Here is a 21398-nt window from a genome sequence, read left to right on the forward strand (position 1 = left end):
CCTCTCTCGTTTAGTGACTATATCGTCACCTATGACACCATTGTCAGTCAAGAGTGTTGACAAATTCGTCAGCGGTGAGCAAGGGTCAGTACGTCGACCAGCGCAGACAGAAGTAGGGAACATGGTGGAGACCCAGAACAGACTCGAGCGGCGCAAAGCGCGTACTCGAGGTGCGTTGATCGCCGCGGCGCAGGGCTTCATCGCCCGCGGCGAACTGAACGCGCCGATCGCGGAGATCACGCAGGCGGCCGACGTCGGGATGGGATCGTTCTACAACCACTTCACCAGCCGCGAGCAGCTGTTTCAGTCGGCGGTGGACGGTGCCCTGGAATTGCTGGGTAGCTACCTCGATTCGCTGACCGACACCGACGCCGACCCTGCCGAAGCGTTCGCTCGATCGTTCCGTATCGCAGGCCGACTCTTTCGACAGCAACCGGAGCTTAGCCGGGTACTGATCCACTCCGGACCCGAGCTGATCACCTCGCAGCACGGTCTGGGACCACGTGCGTTGAGGGACATCCACGCCGGGATCGAAGCAGGATACTTTCGCCCGCAGGACATCCAGCTGTCCCTGGCGATGGTGGCGGGCGCGCTGCTCGGCCTGGGTCAGCTGTTGCTCGAGCAGCCTGATCGCGACGACGTCGAGGCCGTCGACCAGATGGCGCACGGCGTCCTGCTCGCTCTCGGAATGCCGGAATCCGACGCGCAAGACCTGTGCACCCGGCCGCTACCGCCCAATAGTCAGCTCCCGACGTGGTGAGAGGGAACGGGTAGTCGATACCCGAAGTTCAGCGGGTGTGAGTGCTCTCGAGATCGCGGATGATCCGAGCGACTGCCCGATCCTGGACGAGTCTGCGTTCCAGAATCGGATTGAGTATTCCGCGGAGCCAGAAATACGGTTGCCAGCTCGACGGGGCGATGGTGCGGGCTCGACGCGTGCGGACCGCACGGACGAGTAGCTCCGCAGCGCGCTGAGAGGGCAGGCGCCGGCTGAGCGGCCACGGGAGAAATCCGCCGATCCTGTGGCCCATCGGGTCCTCGTCGAGGGTGTGTCGTGCCAAATCTGTATCCACCACGCCGAAGTACGCGAGACCGGCCGATGCACCGACGGCGGCGAGCTCGATTCGCAGAGCGCGGCCGAGCTGTTCCACGGCCGCCTTGCTCACCATGTATGCAGAACCACCCATGCCGGGAGTGAATGCGGCACAGGAGGACACCAGCAGGATGTGGCCGCCGCTCGCCACGATCTCGTCGGCCGCGGCCCGCACGATGTTGAGCACGCCACCGAAGTTCACCGCCATCACCGAGTCGAACACTCCACGGTCGATGGTTCGAATGGTGGCGGGCGGCGGCGTGATGCCGGCATTGGCGATCACGATGTCGAGACGGCCGAACGCGGTGACCGTCGCGGCGACGCAGCCCGCCATCGCGTCGGGATCGGTGACGTCCCCGGTGAGCAGGAGTGCTCGATCGGAACTGGTTGTCCCGGTCGGAAAGTCTCGATCCACCACCGCCACGCGGACTCCCGCGGACATCAGTGCCGCCGCCGTCGCTGCTCCGATTCCACGTGCCCCACCCGTCACCAACGCGACTTTTCCGACGAGGTCGATGTGGCCGTTCATGCAAAATCCTTCGTGGTCACGAGTGTCGGATCGGCAGTGGCCGAGGACTTGTCGAAAGCGGCACTACGACAGTGATAGTGGCCGAGCTCGATGGTGGACATCTTCCGGGTGAAGTTGCGCACCGAACCCGGCCAGTAGGTCACGTTTCGGCCCGACGGGCTCAGGTAGTAGCTGCTGCATCCGCCCGAGTTCCATACCGAACCCGCCAGCTGCTCATCGGTGTAGTCGGCAAACTCGGTCTGAGCCCGCTCGGTCACTTCGAGTGCAGCGATGGCCCCGGAGTCCATGGCGCGCAACGCCTCGAGGACGTAGTTCACCTGAGCCTCGATGGTGACCACCTGCGAGGTGTACACCACAGAATTGGGGCCGAGCAGCATGAAGAAGTTGGGGAAGCCGTGCACGGTGGTACCTCGGTACGACGACATCTCACCGTCGGGCCAGCCGTCCGCCAGAGACGTTCCGTCTCGACCGACGATGCGTCGGAATCCTGAGTGGCCTGCGACGGTGAATCCCGTCCCCAGGACGATGTCGTCTACCTCGTGCACGGTGCCGTCGGTGGTGATGATCCCCTCCGGCACTATCCGCTCGATGCCGGTGGTCTCGACAGTGACGTTCTCCCTGCACAGGGCGGGATAGAACTTGTTCGAGAAGGTCGGCCGCTTGCATCCGAACTCGTAACCGGGCGTCAGCTTCTCGCGAAGAACCGGATCCTTCACCTGACGGCGCAGGTGTGCGCGGCCCAACGCTGTGAGCGGTGCCAGCATCGAGCGATGCCGAATCAGGCCGGGAACCAACGCTTCCTGGAACAGATCGAACATGCGGCGCATGGCCCGCTCGGCCGGCGGGAACTTTCGGAGAACGGACCTGCCGGATTCGGAGATCGGCCGGTCGGGGTGCGGAAGAATCCACGTCGGCGTGCGCTGGAACAGTGTCAGGTGCGCGACCTCGGGGGCCAGACGCGGAACGAACTGCACCGCCGACGCACCGGTGCCGATTACCGCGAGGCGTCGACCCTTCACGGAGTGCTGATGGTCCCACTTGGCCGAGTGGAACACACTCCCCGAGAACGACTCCAGGCCTTGGATACTGGGAGTCGAGGGTTCACTGAACGGTCCGAGGGCCCCGATGAGGATGCGCGCGGACCATGTTCCTGCGCTCGTCCGAACCATCCACCGGGCCTGTTCGTCGTTCCACGTCGCGTCCAGTACCTCGTGACCGAAGCGGATGCGATCCCGGATCTCGAACCGGTCCGTGCAGTCGTTGAGGTACGCCTCGATCTCGGGCTGGAGCGGGTACAGCCGCGTCCACTCCGGGTTGGGCGCGAACGAGAAAGAGTACAGCGCCGATGGGATATCGCATTGCGCACCAGGGTAGGTGTTCACGTGCCATGTTCCACCGACGGCGGTGTCGCGCTCGAAGATCAGAAAGTCGCCGCGGCCTTCCTGCTCGAGTCGGATCGCGGCACCGAGGCCGCCGAAGCCCGCACCGATGATCGCGACGTCGACGTGGGGCACAGCGGTATTGGAGTGTGTTGCAGTCATGGGTGTGGGACTCCTTCTACAGATCGAGGACGAGAACTTCGCCCTCGACGGCGCCGCGTGAGACACACAGGGTGAGCGAGTTCTCCCGTTCGGTCTCGGTCAGAACCCGGTCGCGGTGCTCCACGCGTCCACCGACGAACCCGACGACACAGGCTCCGCAGAAGCCTTGGCGACACGAGTACGGTTGATCCGGCCTGGACCGGCGCAGGGCATCGAGAGCAGTTTCCTGTGCACCGACCTCGACGGTGTCGCCGGAGCGATCGAGCTGCAACACGAACGGCATGCCGTCCACCACCGCTGCGGGCGTGAACAATTCGGTGTGGAACTCGCGAACCGCGGTGCTCCGTAGCGCCTCGTCGCGCAGTCTGCTCGACAGTGCTGCGGGTCCGCAGACGTACATCGCGGACGTCCCCATCCCGAGATCGACGATGTCTGCGGGAATCGGAAGACCGTCGGCATCGTCCGTCTTGACGACCACGTGACCATGCGAGGTCAGCGCCATCCGCTGCAGTGCGGCGACGAACGGAAGACTCGCACGAGAGCGACCGTGGTAGTACAGCGTCCACCGTGCCCCGTCCTGGACTGCACGTTCGATCATCGATCGGATAGGTGTGATGCCGATGCCGGCGGCGACGAAGAGGTAGTGCTCGGCCTCGGCCATCGGAAATGCGTTGCGCGGTCCGCGAACTCGCAGGACATCACCGCGGGTGAGGGTATGAATCTCGGTGGATGCACTCCCGCTGGGGATCTTGCGAACGCTGATGCGGTAGCGGCCGGCGGGACGTCCGGCCAGTGAGTACTGGCGCACCCTGCCCGATGGGGTGGTGATGTCGATGTGCGCACCGGGTAACCAGGTCGGCAGCGGCATGCCGTCTCTGCGGGACAACAACAGTGAGCGAACATCTTCGGCCTCGTCGATCGTGTCGTCGACGACGGCCTCGAATTCGTACCCGACGTTTCTTCGTGGCCGCGCCGGGGACAGAGCCGTCACGATCGATGAATCAGCGACGACCCTGGCGTAGACGCGGGACGCGGCACCGATGGCACGCAGGCCGATGCCGGGTGCCGTCACGGTGACCTCGCCCAGATGACTGTGCGCGGGAGCTGTCACCACAGCATCGTTGGTCACTGCTGGGCCGCCAGTGCCGCGGGGGAGGTGGCCAGGTACTGCACGGCCTTGTCGATGTCGCCCATGTTCGACGGGTGGAAGCCGGGTCGAATGTAGAGGGCGAGCTGCACGAACAGGAACGACAGGCCGGGAATGAGGTGCTTGCGCGACGCGCGAGCGAAGGCGAGGGGCCAGGGGGTACGCATCTTCCGCTTGCCGATCCGCGGAGTTGCGACCGAGTTCTTGTACAGGTAAGCCGCGGTGCTGAACCACAGCACGGCGAGGCCGGCGCTGGCGACGACCGCGGTTCGGGCGCGGCGGAATCCGCCACCGTCCACGTATTGGAATGCATCGAATGCGACGTTGCGGTGCTCGAGTTCCTCGGCACCGTGCCAGCGCAGCAGATCCAACATCGTGGGGTCGACACCGATGCGATCGAATTCGGTGTTGTCCAACAACCACTCACCCACGACCGCAGTGAAATGCTCTGCTGCAGCATAGATTCCGAGGCGCTCGTTCAGCCATGCCTTGCCGGCGCGGCCGGTGAGGCCGTGATCGCCGAACACCACCCCGACGGCGAAGCGAATCCGCTGCAGGATCGGCTCGATGTCGACTCCGTGGGCAACGAGGTAGTTGCGGAAGCTTTCGTGGGAGGACGCATGGGTGGCTTCCTGTCCGACGAATCCGACGACCTCCTCGTAGAGTCTGCGGTCGTCGATGAAGGGTAGAGCGCGGGCGAACACGTCGGCCATCGCGCGTTCTCCCTCGGGAAGAACCAGGTGCATCACGTTCCAGAAGTGAGTGGCGTACCACTCGTGAGGGATGTACTGCAGCGGAACTCCGGACCAGTCGAATGTCACTGCCCGCGCCACGATCGCGTAGGACTCGTCCGTATAGCGCTCGTTCGAGTCGACCGCCTTGTTTCGTGACATTCCGAACTCCGTTTCTCCGCGATGGTGACGTCGATGCTACATAGCAACAGATAGTGTTGCAATGTTGCATTTGGCTGGACTTCGACGACGATAGGATTGGACGATGCATCCCGATGGTGACGACGGTCCGATCCTCGATGCCGCCTTGGAGCTGTTCGGCGAGGTGGGAATTCCTCGGACCACCATCGGTGACGTGGCCAAGCGCGCCAAGATCAATCGAGTGACCGTCTACCGGCGGATCGGATCGAAGGACGAACTGGTTCGGGCCGTCATGGCGCGTGAGTCCTCGCGATTGTTCGTTGCCGTGGCGGCAGCTGCGTCCCAGCAGACCTCACGAGCCGATCGTGCGGCGCACGGATTCGCGACCACGATCGATTCGGTGCGCACCAACCCGGTGCTGCTCAAGATGTTCGATTCCGAGAGTGCATTGGTGCTCGAGCAGTTGACCACCAATGCATCCGCGTTGCTCGAGGCCGCGCTCGAGGCAGCGGCGCACATCGCGCGCGGCGAGTTGGAATCCGACACGTTCGCAGTCCCGGATGCCCCGGAACTTGTTGTGCGCGTCGTTCATTCGATCTTGCTGACGCCCTCGGCCGGTGCGCCCCTCGACTCCTACGAGGACCTGCTCGCATTCGCGCACCGCAACATCGTGCCGTTGCTCGTCAGTGCCGAGTAGCGACTCTCGGCGAGGTGGTGCGCCGACGCTATGGCACCGCGCAGCCCGTGCGACGGAACTGATCGATCAGCGGCGGTGCCGCATTCCGAGCAGTCGGTCTATCAGCGGCATGACCCAGCGTTTGCGGCGGAGCGTCACGAGCTCGAATCCCGGGATGTCGAACAATTTGGTGACGCGGCTGTGGGTGCGGCAGAACTCGGCGAATCCTTCGTCACCGTGCACCCGGCCGAATCCACTGGCCCCGACGCCGCCCATCGGCACCGATCCCATCCCAGCGAATGCGATCACCGAGTTGACGGTGACCTGACCACACACCAGTTGCGCTGCAATGACATTGCCCTGTTCACGTGAGAACACCGATGCGCCCAGGGCATAGCGATGGTCGTTGCTCAGCTCGATCGCCTCGTCGATGCTGTCGACCTCACGAACGGTGACGGTGGGACCGAAGGTTTCCTCGCGGACGGCCGAGCAGTTCTCCGGGGTGTCCACCAGGACAGTGGGGCCGACGAATCGCTCGCCGATCGAGGAGAGTCCGCCGATGAGTACTCGGCCACCGGAGGCCTCGGCGTCGGCGAGGTGACGCCGAACGATGTCGATCTGGGCGGGCATCGTCATCGGTCCGTACGTGGCCGATGGGCTGGATCCGGGACGGATCGCACGGGCGTGCCGCACGAGAGCTCCGGTGAATTCGGCTGCGACACTGCGATCGACGCACACCCGTTCGACGCCGACGCAGGTCTGCCCGCCGTTGGTGAATGCACCCCAGGCCACTGCCTCGGCTGCTGCTGCGATGTCGGCGTCCGCGGCGACGATCACCGGATCCTTGCCGCCACATTCCACCACCACCGGTGTGAGCGTCTCGGCGCACGCCGCTATGATTGCCGTGCCGGTTCTCGTGGAGCCGGTGAACGCGATCTTGTCCACACCCGCGCGGCACAGTGCAGCACCGGTCTCGCCGTATCCGGTCACCAGGGTCAGGATGCCCAGTGGCAGGGATGGATTGGCCTCGTGAAAGGCGCGAACATACCGCGCTGCCACGGCGGGTGTGTACTCGCTCGGCTTGAACACGACGCAGTTGCCTGCTGCCAGGGCCGAGCCGATCGCACTGTTGGGTGCATACAGCGGATAGTTCCACGGACCGATGACGCCGACGACACCGAGTGCGACCGTGTGCACACGAGCGGAGTAGTTCGCCAGCAGTAAACCAGGATTGACGCGGCGCGAACGCATGAGCCGCGGTGCCTGACGTTCCGCCCACGCGATGTGTTCGAGGGTCAGTACGATCTCGAGCAGCGCATCGTCTGCCGGCTTGCCGTTCTCCCGGTGAATCAGGTCGATCAATTCGGCTCGGTTGCTCCAGATTTCGTGTCGCCAGGCGCGGAGGTGACGGGCGCGAGCGCGTGGCGGTACAGCCGACCACATTCGCTGCGCCCCTCGGGCGAGGTCGACTTTTCTTGCCACCGACTCTGCCGAGTCCACGGTGAACGAGCCGACGACACCGTCGTCGATGGGGGAAAGCGAATCGAAAGTAGCGCGCACCTGGACCTCGGTGGTCACAGGGACGCTCCGAGTGTGTTCTGTGCGACGTGCGCATCCCGCAGTTCGCGCTTGAGGATCTTGCCTGCTCCGCTCATGGGCAGGGCGGTGACGAATTCGATGGTGCGTGGAGTCTTGTATCCGGCCACGAGAGTGCGGGTGTGCTCGCGGAGCTCGTCCACCATCGGTGGGAATCCCTCTGCCAGTACGACACAGGCGTGAACGCGTTCGCCCCACTCGCCGTCGGGAACCCCGATCACGGCGCAGGCCAATACCGCGGGATGCAGGCTGAGCGCACACTCCACCTCGGCGCTGTAGACGTTCTCACCGCCGGTGATGATCATGTCCTTGAGACGATCGACCACGAACAGGAATCCGTCGGCGTCGAGGTAACCGACATCGCCGGTGTGCATCCAGCCGTCGCGAACGGCAGCGGCCGTCTCCTCCGGCTTGTTCCAATATCCCAGCATCACATGTCCACCGCGGACGCAGATCTCGCCGACCGATCCGGTGGTCAACTGCTTGCCGTCGGGCCCGACGATCCGGATCTCCGAGTGCGGGGCTGCGCGACCGGCCGAGCCGATGCGTTCCCCCACATGGTGTTCCGGCCAGAGCAGGGACGCGACCGGTGCCAGCTCGGTCATGCCGTAGGCCTGGGTGAGGCGGGCCTGCGGAAGCCGTGCGAGGGTGCGCTCGAGAACGCCGGCGGAAATGGGGGATCCTCCGTACAGCACGCGGCTGAGCGAGGAGGTGTCGAATTCGCTCAACGTGGGATGGTCGACGAGAAGTTGAATCATCGTGGGCACCAGCAGTACATCGGTGACGGCATGTGCAGCGATCGCGCCGAGGACGGCTGTCGGCTCGAAGAACGGAACCATGACGTGGGTGCCGCCGAGCATGACCTGCCCCACCCATGCGGCCAGATCGGCGAGGTGGAACATCGGTGCGGCATGGAGCAGGACGGATGCGTCGTCGAGCAGCTGTCCCGTTGCCACTGTTCCCAGGCCCGAGGTGACCAGGTTCGCGTGCGAGAGCATGACACCCTTGGGGAAACCGGTGGTTCCGCCGGTGTAGAACAGGCCGGCCAGTGCATCGCCGCTGCGTCGCGCGTCGGGAATGGGATCGTGGGAAGAGATCAGGTCCTCGTACGAGACCATGCCCTCGGGGGTGGTGCCGTCTCCGCAGTAGACGATGGTCTGCAGGCCGGCGCATGCCGGGCGCAGTGCCGGGACCATGGCACCGAAGGTGTCGTCGACCAGCAGAACCTTGGTGTCGGAGTCGTTGAGCGCGTAGGCGACTTCGACGGGCGACCATCGGATGTTGACCGGATTGAGCACAGCATCGGCCCACGGCACCGCCAGCAGGTACTCGGAGTACCGGTCGCTGTTGAATGCCAGCATCGCCACTCGGTCACCGGCGTCGACCCCGATGGATCGCAGGCCGGCGGCCAACCGCGCAACTCTGTCGATCTGCTCGGTGAAGGTGCGAACGCGGTCGCCGAATATCGTTGCGGCCCGGTCGGGAGTGGTTGCTGCAGAGCGGTGCAGGCCTTGAGTGAGATACATGACGTGTCCCTTGTGAGAGAGGGGGCGCGGATGCCCGAGTGGATACGGTCACGGTTCCACCTTATTGGCACAGTGTCAATAGTGCGGCCGTGGATCTACCGTGTCGTTCGGTCAGCGAAAAAGGTTGTTGGGCTAACGCTTTGAGGCGTCGTCGAGAGAACGTGCCGTGTCGAGGACGGTCACGAGTACGTCGGTCAGCAGAATTTCGACCTGTTCGCGCGTCAGGGTGCCGCGCACCAGCCATTCGCGTCCCGCGGCCTTGACCATGCCGCCGAAGGCGCGTACTGCGGACTTCGCAATTCGGCGGTCACCGCCTCTGCCCTCGAATGCAGTTGCGTCGAGCACGCGTTCGGCCGCGAGATCGTCGGCCTCGTCCAGAATCTGGGCCACCTGCTCGTCGAGGCCCGACCCGCTGGCCATCGAGACCCACGCCGTTCCGTGCGCCTCGATCACGTTCACCAACCAGTGCACGCTGCCGCGGGCGCGCTCCTCGAGCGAACCCGTGGGCAGGTGTACCTCCTCGATCGGGGGCACTGTGACCAGGAAGCGAACGCTCTCGAGGTAGAGATCGCGTTTGCTGCCGATGTAGTGGTGAATGAGGCCTCGCGCCACGCCGGCAGAGGCAGCGACGTCGGACATCGACACGTCCGGGTACGGCTTGTCGCCGAACAAGCGGACGGCGCTCGCCAGAATCTGTGTCCGTCGCTCGTCCGGTTCCAGTCGATTCCACTTGGGCGTACTCGAAGCCGGCATGGTTCTCATGATCGCACCGAACCCACGCCGCCATGCCTCAGAGGTACCGCTCGGTGCGCGAGCGCAGCGACCTCGGCACGATGAACCGATCGCCGTACCGTGATCGCAGCTCGTCGGCCCGACGCACGAATCCCTCGAGGCCGCCGTCGAACTGATTGACGAACTGCAGCACACCGCCGGTCCACGCGGGGTAGCCGATGCCGAGAATGGACCCGATGTTCGCGTCGGCAACCGTGCGTAGGACGCCCTCGTCGAGGCACGCGATCGAGTCGAGCGACTGCGCGATCAGCATGCGATCCATCATGTCCTCGAACGAAGTTCCGTGGTCCGGTCGGTGGTAGTGCTCCACCAGTCCCGGCCACAGCCCGGCCTTGGTGCCGTCCTCGGCGTACTCGTAGAACCCGCGTCCCGCCTTGCGGCCGGGCCGATCGAACTCGTCGACGAGTCGGTCGACCAGGGCGTAGGAGTTCGAGACGATCCACTGCCTGCCGGCGGCGCGGGCGGCCTCGGCCATGCCCTCGCGGATGTGGCGCGAGAGGGTCAGTGAGATCTCGTCCATGAGGGCGAGTGCGCCGGACGGATACCCGGCCTGGAGTGCGGCCTGCTCGACGGTGGCCGGGTGCACGCCCTCGGCCACCAGTGAGATCGCCTCGTCCATGAATCTGCCGATGACCCGCGTGGTGAAGAAGCCGTGACTGTCTCCGACGACGATCGGGGACTTGCCGATCAGCCGAACGAAGTCGAACGCGCGAGCCAGAGCGGAGTCGCTGGTGTGTTCTCCCACCACGATTTCCACCAGCGGCATCTTGTCCACCGGTGAGAAGAAGTGCGTGCCGATGAAGTCGGAGGTCCGCGAAACACCCTGGGACAGTGCGGTGATGGGCAGGGTCGAGGTGTTCGAGCAGAGTAGTGCGTCGGACGTCAAGTATTTGTCGACATCCTCGAAGGCCCCCTGTTTGACGGCCGGATCCTCGAACACTGCCTCGACGACCAGATCGCAACCCTCGGCATCGGCCGCGTCGGAACTGGGCGTGATGAGCGCGAGCACCGCATCGGCGTCGGCCTGGGTCTTGCGTCCCTTCGCGACGGCCTTGCCGAGAATCGAACGTGCGTAATCCTTTCCACGCTCCGCAGATTCGATCGAGACATCACGCAGTACGACGGGAACCTCGGCCGAGGCGACGACGTAGGCGATGGCAGCACCCATCATGCCGGCACCGATCACCAGCACCTTCTCGGGCACTCGATGGGGTTCGGCGGCCGGGCGAGAGCCACCCTTGTCGATGGACCCGAGGTCGAAGAACATCGACTGGATCAAATTGCCCGATACCGGCCCGCAGGCGAGTGCGGTGCAGTGCCGGGTTTCCACGAGCGATGCCGACTCGAAGTCGAGCACCGACCCTTCCACTGCCGCAGCAACCACCGCGATCGGAGCGGGCATGGGTGCACCCTTGACCTGCTTGCGGACCGTTGCCGCGAAGGCAGGCAGCTGCGCAGCCAGCGCGGGTGAGGCCGCGGTGCCGCCGGGAATCTTGAATCCCTTCCTGTCCCAGGGCTGCAGCGCTTCGGGATTGGCGACGATCCAGGCGCGCGCGCTCGCCATCATCTGCTCGTGGGTGTCGACGACCTCGTCGATCAATCCGAGCTCGAGTGCCTGTGCCGGCCGATACCGCTGCCCCTGGCCCACCACCTGGGTCAGGGCCTTGACGATGCCGAACATCCGGACCGTTCGGGTGACGCCGCCGGTGCCGGGCAGCAGGCCGAGCGTCACCTCGGGAAGGCCGAAACGAGAGTTGCTTCGGCTCAGTGCGATTCGATGATGACAGGCCAACGCAATCTCGAATCCGCCGCCGAGCGCGGTACCGCCGAGAGCGGCCACGACCGGCTTCCCCAGCTTCTCGAGCCGACGAAACTTGTCCTTGATGAAATCGAGGGCGTCGGCGATTTTCGCGTGGTCCGCGGGGCCGGCGTCGCGCAGCAGCTCGAGGTCGCCGCCGGAGAAGAACGAATCCTTCCCCGAGGTGACGATGACGCCGTCGAATGCGGCTCGATTGGCCTCCAGCCAGTCGACAGTCTGCCCGAGCGACTCGCCGAACGCGGTGTTCATGGTGTTGGTGGCCTGTGTCGGATCCTCGATCGTCAGCACGAGTACCCGGTCGGTACCGATCTCGCCGGTGATCGTGGGTGTTCGCAGAGTAGAAGAAGTGTTCATCGACTTCCTGACTTCGTTGTTCTCGCGCGGGGTGTTCACAGGCGCTCGATGATGGTGGCGACGCCCATTCCGGCACCGATGCACAGGGTGATCAGCGCGTATCGCTCGCCGCGGCGCTCGAGCTCGTCGAGGGCCATTCCGGTGAGCATCGCACCCGTTGCGCCCAGTGGATGGCCCATGGCAATCGCGCCACCGTTGACGTTGATGCGGTCGTGGTCGATGTGCAGCTGCTTCGTGTAGTTGAGCACCACCGAGGCGAAGGCCTCGTTGACCTCGAACACCGCGATGTCGTCGAGGGTCAGCCCCGCTGCGGCCAACACCTTGTGGGTGGCCGGAACCGGACCGGTGAGCATCAGCGTCGGGTCCGATCCCGCGACGACACCGGCTACGACGCGTCCGCGCGGGGTCAATCCACCTGCGCGACCTGCCTCTTCGGAACCGATCAGAACCATCGCCGTGCCGTCGACGATGCCGGACGAGTTGCCGGCATGGTGCACGTGATCGATGCGCTCCACCTCGGTGTACTTCTGCATGGCTACAGCGTCGAACCCGGCGAGCGCTCCCATCCGGTCGAACGACGGCTTCAAGGCCGCAAGATCGGCAGTGGTGGTCTCGGGTCGCATGATCTCGTCGTGGTCGAGCATCAGCCGACCGTTCGCGTCGAAAACCGGGATGACCGACTTCTCGAAGTGGCCCATCGACCAGGCATGGGCCGCGCGTTGCTGGCTGCGAACAGCGAAGGCGTCGACGTCGTCGCGATCGAACCCTTCGATCGTTGCGATGAGGTCTGCGCTGACGCCCTGCGGAACGAAGTAGCTGCCGTAGTTGGTCAGCGGGTCGCAGGGCCACGAGCCACCGTCCGCGCCGAGGGGAACCCGGGACATCGACTCGACACCGCCGGCGACGATCAGCCGATCCCAACCGGATCGAACACGTTGCGCCGCAGTGTTGACGGCCTCGAGACCCGACCCGCAGAAGCGGTTGAGCTGAACGCCGGCCACGCTGTCGGGCAATCCGGCAACCATCGCGACGGTCCGGGCGATATCGCACCCCTGATCGCCGACGGGGGTGACCACACCGAGCACGATGTCGTCGATCAGTGCCGGATCGAGCTGGGAATTCCGAGAGAGCAAGGTGGACAACGTGTTCGCGGCCAGATCGACCGGTTTGATGGTATGCAGTGCGCCGGAACTCTTCCCGCGGCCACGCGGGCTGCGAACTGCGTCGTAGAGGAACGCCTCCATGGTGGTGCCTTTCTGGGGCCTGTGCCGAGTTCTACAAGGAACGGGAGATGAGTTCTTTCATGACTTCGTTGGCACCGGCGTAGATCCGGGCGATGCGGCCGTCGACGAACATGCGGGCGATGGGGTACTCCTCCATGTAGCCGTATCCACCGAAGAGCTGCAGGCACCGGTCGACCACCTCGAACTGTCGGTCGGTGGTCCAGTACTTGATCATCGCGGCCGTCGTCACGTCGAGCGTGCCCGAAATGTGCTTGGCCATTGCGTCGTCGACGAAGGTGCGGACTACGCGGCCGATGGTGGCGCATTCGGCGAGCTCGAACTTGGTGTTCTGCAGATCGAACAGTGTTTTACCGAAAGCGCTGCGCGACTTGGTGTATTCGACGGTCTGCAGGACGGCTGCGTCGATCATCGCAGCAGCTGCGATCCCGCAGATCAACCGCTCCTGGGGGAGCTGCTGCATCAACTGCGCGAATCCGAGACCTTCTGCTTCTCCGAGGATGTTGGTTGCCGGAATGCGGAGACCGTCGAAGGTGAGTTCAGCTGTGTCCTGTCCCTTCTGGCCGATCTTGTGCAGTACCCGGCCCCGGTGAAAGCCTTCGGTGTCGTCGGAGACCTCGGCGACCAGCAGCGAGAGTCCCCGGGCTCCCGCGGACGGGTCGGTCTTGGCGGCGATGATGATCAGATCGCAGTGAGCTCCGTTGGAGATGAACGTCTTTCCGCCGGTCACCACGTAGTAGTCGCCGTCGCGTACCGCTCGGGTGGTGATGCCCTGCAGATCCGATCCGGTGCCCGGTTCGGTCATCGCGATCGCGCCGATCCACTCTCCCGAGCACAGCTTCGGCAGCCACCGCTCCTTGTTCTCCTCGGAGGCGTAGGCGAGAAGGTAGTGCGGAACGATCCCGCTGTGCACGCCCAGTTGCATGGACGAGTCACCGGCGCGCACCTGCTCCTCGAAGAGCACGGCCTCGTGGCGGAAGTCCCCGCCGCCACCGCCGTACTGCTCGGGTACCGACATGCCGAGCAGGCCGAGGCGGCCAGCGCTGCGGTAGACCTCTCGGCTGGGGCGTCCGGCTGCGGCGAATTCTTCGCGATGCGGCGCGACCTCTTTCTCGAAGAATCCTCGGGCGAGCTGGCGTAGGTCGGCGAGCTCGGTGGTGAGGTCGCCGGTGGTGCGGTCTGCGAGTGCAGTCATGGTGGGTCCTTGGCTCGAAGCGCATCCGTCGTTTATTGGCGCTGTGCCAATAAAGATGCCCGGCGCTCTAGCGAATGTCAACCAACGAGCTACCGCTCAACTCGAAGTTGGGGATGGATTCGCGGCGGAATCCGTCCCCAACTTCGAGTTCGGCACTCCGTAGATGGTTGCGGGAATTACAGTGACCCCATGCGTATCGACGAGTATCGGAAATTTGACGGACTCGGCCTGGCGGAACTGGTGGCCACCGGTGACGTGACGCCGCGCGAGCTCGTGGATTGTGCACTGGCGCAAGCCACGTCGATCGATCCTTCGATCAATTCGATTGTTCGACTCATGTCGGAGCAGGCCGACGCGCAACTGACGGATACACTGCGGGGCCCCTTCGCGGGCGTGCCATTTCTGATCAAGGACCTCTCACAGGACTATGCCGGTTTGCCCACCGCGAGTGGATCCCGGTCGTTGACCGACCTCCCTATGCCCGAGCATTCCACCGTCGTGCAGCGGTGGCTCGATGCCGGCCTGGTCATCTTCGGAAAGACCAACACGCCCGAGTTCGGCGCAAAGGGAATCACCGAGCCGGCTGTGTTCGGCGCAGCCCGAAACCCCTGGGACCGCAGTAGAACTCCCGGTGGCTCGTCGGGCGGATCCGCTGCTGCGGTCGCGGCCGGAATCGTCCCGGTCGCGGGGGCGAACGACGGCGGCGGATCGATTCGCATTCCGGCGTCGTGCTGCGGACTTGTCGGGCTCAAGCCCGGCCGAGGACTGGTGCCGTCGGGACCCTCCTTCGGTGAGCCGATGCACGGAGCAGCGGTGCACGGAGTGGTCTCCCGATCGGTACGCGACACCGCCGCGATGCTCGACGTGTTGGCAGGTGGGGAGCCGACGTCCGGATACCTGCCCGCACGTCCGGAAGGCAGCTTCCTGTCTCGACTGGACACCGACCCCCGGCCGCTACGCATCGGGATGTATGCGACCACCTCCGTGAATCCGAACCCCCATCCGCAGGCCGTCGCCGCGATGGAAGCGGCAGCGAAGATGCTGACCGACCTCGGCCACACCGTCGAACTGCTCGACGCGCCGCCGTACGACGATGCAAGCCTCAATCGCGAATTCCTGTTGGCCTGGTTCACCTATCTGGCCTGGGAAATGGATGAGGTCAAACGCAAAACCGGCTGCGGCGACGACAAATTCGAGCGCGATACCCGGATCATGGCGGCCCTGGGCAGATCTGCCAGCGGCGTCGACTACCTGGAGGCGGTGGAAGGTCGGCATGTGCATGTGCGTGCGCTGGCCACGTACTTCGAGACCTTCGACCTTCTGCTGACGCCCACCCTGGCCGAGCTACCTCCGAAGATCGGCGCATTCGATCTGGCGAAACCGCTCGAATTGGCGTCGGAGTTGTTGTTGCGCAGCAGAACTGCTGGGATTCTTCGCTACACCGGCATCGTCGATCAGATGATCGACGACAACATTTCGTGGATTCCCTACACCCAGTTGGCCAACGTCACCGGCCGACCGGCACTGTCGCTACCGCTGCATTGGACCCCGGAAGGGCTTCCGATGGGCGCGCACTTCACGGCACCGCTGGGTGGCGAGGAGCTGCTCGTCCAACTCGCAGGACAGCTGGAACGAGCAGCACCCTGGGCCCACCGCTACGACGAGATCGTCTAGCTTCGATTCTCGTCGGGCCGGCGCGCCTCACTCGTTCCTGCCGGTAGGGGCAGGAGGGTTTGCGACATACCCCCTATGGGTATGGTGGCCACGGCGCGGTCGGTCCGGACCGCGCCGCAAAGGGCGCTGCTGGCAAGGGGAGGAACGGCGATGAGTGCATACATCGGGGCATTTGCAATGCTGTGTCTGTCCCTGATCGGAATCGGCCTGGTGTATCTCTCGGCGCGCACGAGCGCAGTCGAGTCCACCCCGGTGATGTCGCTTCCTTTCCTTTCCGGGTGGTCCCCGCGTGAACATGCCCTCTCGCGCTTTCACGCGCGCTGGTACCCGTTGACCGTGCTGTTTCTCGCCTTCGACGTGGAAATGCTCTTCATGTACCCCTGGGCCGTGGTAGTCGCGGAGGTCGGTATCGGGGCCATCGTCGAGATGTTCGTGTTCCTCGGCGTGCTGATGGTCGGCGTGATCTGGGCCTGGCGGGAAGGTGCGTTGCGGTGGGTCTGAAATCGCTACTGGCGGCGCGCGCGGTGCGGGTGGCGCACGTTCTGCTGGTGGAAGCGCCGGGATCGTCGCGTACCCGCATGGCGGCCGAGAAGGCGATCACTCGACGTGGATGGCAACTCGCGACGTCGCCCGCTGATGCGGATGTCCTGCTGACCTGCGGCGACCCGGGCGAGGAACTCGAGAGCGCGTCGAACCGAATTTGGGACCAGATGCCGGGGCCTCGTGTGCGGGTGACCGTGCGATCGAGGGATGACGTCACCGGAACTCTCGACTCGGCCAGGAGCGGGCTTCTCGACGATCGAGCTCAACGAATCGATGCGGGGGAGCGCCGAGCCGGACCACCCGAACCCGACGACGTCGAGCCGATGGGCACGCCGCACGCCGACGATGACGGTGACATGGACATGGACATGGACGCCGACGACGACGGTGACATGGACATGGACGGTGACATGGACATGGACATGTCGCCTGGAGGCGTTGCGTTGGCGGAGGACGGGCCGGATACCGACGGACTCGACCTCGATGTCCTCCACATCCCGTTGGGCCCGGTGCTGCCGCACTGGCCCGCGGGGCTGGTGCTGGACTGCACCGTGCAGGGCGACCTGATCATGGCAGCGCAGGCCCGGTGGATCGACACCGACAAGGTGGCAACCGAGGCCGATGACGCCGACCCCCGGTGGTTCGCGGCCTTGCGGTGCGACGCCGTGGCACGACTTCTCGGTGTTGCGGGATGGGACGCGGCTGCGGACACGGCCAGGCGAATCCGCGACGGCGTAGTGGACGGCGACGCCGTCGATCTGTGCACCGAGCGCATGCACGCCTTGAACACACGAGTCTCACGCAGCCGAATCCTGCGGTGGTCTCTCCGGGGCATCACGGTGCACGGTGATGACGGCGCAGCGGTAATTGACTGCGCAGCGGTGGAGGTCCATACGCTGCCGGCGCAGTGGCTGACCGACGCAGTCTCCGCGCTCGAGGGACAGCCTGTACAACCGCCTGAGCACGTCGACGTCTCCGAGCTCGGTTCCCTGGTGACCGGCCTCGATCTGGCCGCGGCGCGGATGGTGGTGGCCGCACTGGCACCGCGTCTGATGGTGATGTCCGATGCCTGACATCGTCGAGATCGGACCCGCCTGGACGCTGATCGCCGCGCCTCTGCTGCTCCTCATCGCTGCTGTCGGTGCCTGCCTGGACCGGGTGTTGGCGCGGCGTTCGATGAAAATGCCAGTTCTGGTTGGCTTTTCGGCTCCGTTCGACGAGGCTGCCCGGCTGATGCGCCAACGTCGGCGTACTACGGTGTCGGCGGACCGCACGCTCTGGCGCGTCGGTGTCGCCGGACTGGTGGTGGTCGCGCTACTGAAGATCGTCGTCCTGCCGCTGGGCGTGTGGACTGTGGCCGACCTGCCCACGGGAGTCGTCTGGTTCAACGCGATGGACGTGATGATCTGGGCTGTGGTGTGGCTGGCAGGGTGGGGCGCGAACAGTCATTTCTCCCTGATCGGTGCGTATCGCTTTCTGGCCCAGGCTCTCTCCTACGAGTTGCCGTTGATGTTCGCGCTGACGGCGCCCGCAGTTGCCGCAAGCAGTCTCCGGCTCGGCGATGTGGTCGCGGCGCAGCAGGGCCTGTGGTTCGTGGTGTGGATGCCGGTGGCGTTCGGCATCTTCTGCATCAGCGTGATCGCGTTCTCCGTGTGGGGGCCGTTTTCGACGGCTGCGGGCACCGACATTGCCGGCGGTGTGCTGACCGAGGTGTCGGGTGTCGATCGTTTGATGCTGCTCGTCGGGCGCTATGCGCTGCTGGCATCGGGGGCGGCATTCGCCGCAACGTTGTTTCTGGGCGGTGGCGCGGGGCCCGTATTGGCGCCGTGGGCGTGGACGCTGGTCAAAACAGTCCTGGTACTTGCCGCGTTCGTCGCTGTCCGGCCGCACCTTCCGGCGATCAGGCCGGACCGTTTCGCCGAGGTCGGTCTCGTGATCCTGATGCCGCTGGCTTTGCTGCAGCTGCTCGTGGTGTCCGTCGTCGTAGTGGTGGGGAGTTGATCATGGTCGCATCATCGATAGCGGAGTCCATTGTGTTCTGGGTGCTCGCCGCCGTTGCGATCGTGGCCGGCGCTTTCGTGTTCCGATTCGACTCGATGGCCCGCGCCACCTATGCGCTGGCGCTGTCGTTCGTGGCCGTCGGCTGCGCGATCCTGCTCCTGCGACTCGACTACATCGGCATCATCACCGTCCTGATGATGGTCATGGAGATGGCGATCATGGCGGTGTTCATGGTCATGCTGATGGGAATGAACCCGGCCCTGATGCCGATGAGCATGGTGCACAACAACAAAGGTGCCCTCGGCATCTCGGTGACGGTGTTCCTCGTCCTGGCGGCAGGTGCCGTGCTGGTTCCGTGGCCCACCGGATCGAGGCCAGACCCCGGACCACGGTCGGAGCGAACGGCCGCGTTGGGCGAGGCGATCATGGGACCCCAGATGCTGGTGATGATGTCGATCAGCGCCGTGCTGTTCGCGACCATCGTCTCGGGCATCGTCCTCGCCGTGTCCCGAAGCCGATACCAACGACTCGGGGACGATCTGAAGCGTCGGCCCGCGAAGGATCCACGACCCGGGGGAGTAGGCCGATGACGCTGCAATCGATACTCGTCGTGGCCGCCGCATTGTTCGCGATCGGGCTCTACGGCGCCCTGTCGCAACAGGTTGTCGTCATGATCATGATGGGCCTCGAGCTGATGATCAATGGTGTTCTTCTGGCTGCCTCCGCGATCTGGTGGTACCTCGCACCCGTTCCCGACGGTCAGGTTCTGCTGCTGGTGATCCTCGCGGCGATGACCGTGGAAATGGCAATGGGATTCGCGGTGGCCTTGCTGTATCACCGTGCGAGTGGCGCCGACATGACAGACATGGCAACGGATCTCTCGCAGTGACGGCGGCGTTGTGGGCCCTCGTGCTGGTACCCGCGCTGGCGGGCGCTTTCCTGTGCCTCGGCGGAAAGTCCGTGAACCGACTTGCCGTACCGATCTCGATCGCGATCTCGGTGATCACCTTGATCGTTGCCATCGCTGTGGCGGTGGGCCGGCCCACGGTGTCGGTAGCGTTCGTCGCCGGCAGCACATTCGGGCTGGCGGTCGACGGTCTGTCGGCTCTGATCGTTCTGTCGATCGCTGCCGTGTCGATGCTCGTGTTGATCTACGCAGCGGCCGAGCCCGTGACGCCGCGCGCTCGTTTTCACGGCCTGATGCTGTTGTTCGTCGCCGCCGTGATGATCACCGCCACGGCGACGACCCTGCCGGCGCTGCTGTTCGCCTGGGAGTTGATGGGTGCTGCGTCGTACGCCCTCATCGGGTTCTCGTGGAAAGACACCGATCGCGTGTCCTCCGGCCTCACCGCATTTCTGACCACGCGCGCCGCCGATACGGGTCTCTATCTCGCGGCGGGTGCCGCGCTGGCTGCAGGCAGTTCGCTGTCGCTCGACAGCCTCTCGGAGCTACCCGCCGGATACCGCGACGTCGTCGTAGCCGGAATACTCGTTGCGGCGCTGGGCAAATCGGCCCAGGTGCCCTTCACCTTCTGGCTGTCTCGGGCCATGGTCGGCCCAAGCCCGGTCAGTGCGTTGTTGCATTCGGCGGCCATGGTCGCCATGGGCGGTTACGTGCTGCTGCGGGTCTCGCCGTTGTTGCAGTCGACGAGCTGGGCAGCGAGCACGACGGCTTGGATAGGGGCTGCGACGGCTTTGATCTTCGGCGCGGTTGCGGTGGCGCAGCGAGATCTCAAGCAACTCCTGGCCGCATCGACTGCTGCCCAACTCGGTTTCGTGGTGCTCGCCGCCGGACTCGGGTCGGTGGCGGGCGGGGCCGCGCAACTGGTCGCCCATGCGGCGACCAAATCCTTGCTCTTCCTCGTCGCGGGTGCGTGGCTCGCCGCGCTGGGTACCAAGAATTTGAACGACCTACGCGGTGCCGCGCGGCGGTGGCCGGTCACGGGTGCGTTGTTCACCGTCGGCGCGCTGAGTTTGGCCGGCGTCGCGCCGTTGTCGTTGTGGGCGACGAAAGATCATGTGCTCGCCGCCGCCGGGACAGAACGGCCCCTACTGTTCGTAGTGGGGTTGGCAGCGGCAGGACTCTCGGCCGCCTACGCCGGCAAAGCGTTGGTGGTCGCGTGGTCCGAGCCCATAGCGGAGCCGAACTTCGACAGCGAAGAGGCGGGCACCAGACGGATCGCCGGGTGGCAGCAGATACCGCTGGTCCCGCTCGCCGTCGGTGCCGCGGTGCTGGGCGTACTCGCGACCGAGAGGCTGCTGGCGCCGATCGCCGAGGCCGTGGGACTACCGACATCGCCTGCACCGGGTGCTCTCGAACTGGCCGGGTCGACGGTGCTCGCGGTTGTCGTACTGCTGTTGGTGTGGCGATTTGCGGTGCCCGAACCGGCATGGGCGAGATCGTGGCTCGGGCTCGAGCGAGCCACACACGTCGTTCTCGTTCGTCCGGTGCTCGCGATCGCGCACACCTTGGCCGGTTTCGACGATCGCGGCATCGACCGCACGGTGACGGCTGTCGCGTCTGCCGCTGGTCGCGCGGCGGGGCACCTCGCGCGTGGCGATGACCGAATTGTCGACGGTGTCGTGTCGGCTACGTCCGAAGCCACCCTGACTGTGGGAGGGCGAGCGGCTCGTGTCGACGATCGGGGCGTCGACGGTGGGGTCGAAACCCTGGCCCGGCAGACCCGCCGGTTGGGGACGCTCACCCGGCGAATCCAGACCGGCCAACTCCACCAGTACTACGTTCTCGTCGTCGCCGTGTCGGCCGCGGCTGTCCTGCTCGTTCTAGTCGTGAGGTGA

At 65.1% G+C, this 21398-nt stretch carries 19 protein-coding genes; 9 read left to right on the forward strand and 10 right to left on the reverse strand.

Annotated features, from left to right (window positions below; all coding sequences use genetic code 11):
* Positions 1-121: 121 nt before the first annotated feature.
* The gene (locus RHODMAR_RS05785) at positions 122-760 is read left to right on the forward strand and encodes a TetR/AcrR family transcriptional regulator (RefSeq protein ID WP_008712276.1); all 639 of its coding nucleotides are present in this window, start codon (positions 122-124) and stop codon (positions 758-760) included.
* Positions 761-788: 28 nt separating this feature from the next.
* Here the strand turns inward: RHODMAR_RS05785 and RHODMAR_RS05790 are convergent, their stop codons facing one another.
* From RHODMAR_RS05790 to RHODMAR_RS05805, 4 genes are read right to left on the reverse strand one after another with little or no spacing between them, the layout of a single operon-like run.
* The gene (locus tag RHODMAR_RS05790; protein ID WP_008712278.1) at positions 789-1622 is read right to left on the reverse strand and encodes an SDR family NAD(P)-dependent oxidoreductase; all 834 of its coding nucleotides are present in this window, start codon (positions 1620-1622) and stop codon (positions 789-791) included.
* Positions 1619-3163, reverse strand: coding sequence for a flavin-containing monooxygenase (locus RHODMAR_RS05795; protein ID WP_008712280.1), 1545 nt, complete (start codon positions 3161-3163; stop codon positions 1619-1621). The genes RHODMAR_RS05790 and RHODMAR_RS05795 overlap by 4 nt, the downstream gene beginning before the upstream one ends.
* A gap of 16 nt (positions 3164-3179) precedes the next feature.
* The gene (locus RHODMAR_RS05800) at positions 3180-4292 is read right to left on the reverse strand and encodes a PDR/VanB family oxidoreductase (protein ID WP_008712283.1); all 1113 of its coding nucleotides are present in this window, start codon (positions 4290-4292) and stop codon (positions 3180-3182) included.
* A complete protein-coding gene (locus RHODMAR_RS05805) occupies positions 4289-5203 on the reverse strand; it encodes a metal-dependent hydrolase (RefSeq protein WP_008712285.1) in 915 nt (304 codons plus the stop codon). Before RHODMAR_RS05805 ends, RHODMAR_RS05800 begins: the two co-directional genes overlap by 4 nt.
* Before the next feature lie 103 nt (positions 5204-5306).
* Here RHODMAR_RS05805 and RHODMAR_RS05810 point away from each other — a divergent pair, with 103 nt between their 5' ends.
* Positions 5307-5879: a TetR/AcrR family transcriptional regulator gene (locus RHODMAR_RS05810; RefSeq protein ID WP_008712287.1), complete on the forward strand. Its 573-nt coding sequence runs from the start codon at positions 5307-5309 to the stop codon at positions 5877-5879.
* 66 nt (positions 5880-5945) lie between these two features.
* Here RHODMAR_RS05810 and RHODMAR_RS05815 read toward each other — a convergent pair whose 3' ends face one another.
* The 6 genes from RHODMAR_RS05815 to RHODMAR_RS05840 form a co-directional block, all read right to left on the reverse strand.
* Entirely contained in the window at positions 5946-7436 is a 1491-nt protein-coding gene (locus tag RHODMAR_RS05815) for an aldehyde dehydrogenase family protein (RefSeq protein ID WP_008712288.1), read from the reverse strand.
* Complete coding sequence (locus RHODMAR_RS05820; RefSeq protein WP_008712291.1) at positions 7433-8980, reverse strand: acyl-CoA synthetase; 1548 nt, start codon at positions 8978-8980, stop codon at positions 7433-7435. Before RHODMAR_RS05820 ends, RHODMAR_RS05815 begins: the two co-directional genes overlap by 4 nt.
* Positions 8981-9112: 132 nt before the next feature.
* Positions 9113-9733 (reverse strand): TetR/AcrR family transcriptional regulator, encoded by a 621-nt coding sequence (locus RHODMAR_RS05825; RefSeq protein ID WP_008712292.1) that lies wholly within the window; start codon positions 9731-9733, stop codon positions 9113-9115.
* A 37-nt stretch (positions 9734-9770) separates the two neighbouring features.
* On the reverse strand, positions 9771-11945 hold the full coding sequence (locus RHODMAR_RS05830; protein ID WP_008712294.1) for a 3-hydroxyacyl-CoA dehydrogenase NAD-binding domain-containing protein: 2175 nt from the start codon (positions 11943-11945) through the stop codon (positions 9771-9773).
* A gap of 35 nt (positions 11946-11980) precedes the next feature.
* Positions 11981-13189, reverse strand: a complete 1209-nt coding sequence (locus RHODMAR_RS05835) for an acetyl-CoA C-acetyltransferase (RefSeq protein ID WP_008712296.1) — start codon at positions 13187-13189, stop codon at positions 11981-11983.
* 31 nt (positions 13190-13220) lie between these two features.
* Positions 13221-14381 carry an acyl-CoA dehydrogenase family protein gene (locus RHODMAR_RS05840; protein ID WP_008712298.1) on the reverse strand — a complete coding sequence of 387 codons (1161 nt, stop codon included), beginning with the start codon at positions 14379-14381 and terminating at the stop codon, positions 13221-13223.
* Positions 14382-14570: 189 nt separating this feature from the next.
* Here RHODMAR_RS05840 and RHODMAR_RS05845 point away from each other — a divergent pair, with 189 nt between their 5' ends.
* From RHODMAR_RS05845 to RHODMAR_RS05875, 7 genes are all read left to right on the forward strand, one after another.
* Positions 14571-16055, forward strand: a complete 1485-nt coding sequence (locus RHODMAR_RS05845; RefSeq protein ID WP_008712302.1) for an amidase — start codon at positions 14571-14573, stop codon at positions 16053-16055.
* Between the two features lie 150 nt (positions 16056-16205).
* A complete protein-coding gene (locus RHODMAR_RS05850; protein ID WP_008712304.1) occupies positions 16206-16556 on the forward strand; it encodes an NADH-quinone oxidoreductase subunit A in 351 nt (116 codons plus the stop codon).
* Entirely contained in the window at positions 16547-17671 is a 1125-nt protein-coding gene (locus RHODMAR_RS05855) for a hypothetical protein (protein WP_008712306.1), read from the forward strand. The genes RHODMAR_RS05850 and RHODMAR_RS05855 overlap by 10 nt, the downstream gene beginning before the upstream one ends.
* On the forward strand, positions 17664-18599 hold the full coding sequence (locus RHODMAR_RS05860) for a complex I subunit 1 family protein (protein ID WP_008712307.1): 936 nt from the start codon (positions 17664-17666) through the stop codon (positions 18597-18599). Before RHODMAR_RS05855 ends, RHODMAR_RS05860 begins: the two co-directional genes overlap by 8 nt.
* 17 nt (positions 18600-18616) lie before the next feature.
* A complete protein-coding gene (locus tag RHODMAR_RS05865; RefSeq protein WP_086000237.1) occupies positions 18617-19189 on the forward strand; it encodes an NADH-quinone oxidoreductase subunit J in 573 nt (190 codons plus the stop codon).
* On the forward strand, positions 19186-19488 hold the full coding sequence (locus RHODMAR_RS05870) for an NADH-quinone oxidoreductase subunit NuoK (protein ID WP_008712311.1): 303 nt from the start codon (positions 19186-19188) through the stop codon (positions 19486-19488). Before RHODMAR_RS05865 ends, RHODMAR_RS05870 begins: the two co-directional genes overlap by 4 nt.
* Positions 19485-21398, forward strand: a complete 1914-nt coding sequence (locus RHODMAR_RS05875) for an NADH-quinone oxidoreductase subunit 5 family protein (protein ID WP_008712313.1) — start codon at positions 19485-19487, stop codon at positions 21396-21398. Before RHODMAR_RS05870 ends, RHODMAR_RS05875 begins: the two co-directional genes overlap by 4 nt.

Source organism: Rhodococcus sp. AW25M09 (assembly GCF_000333955.1).
In the GTDB taxonomy this organism is placed as follows: domain Bacteria; phylum Actinomycetota; class Actinomycetes; order Mycobacteriales; family Mycobacteriaceae; genus Rhodococcoides.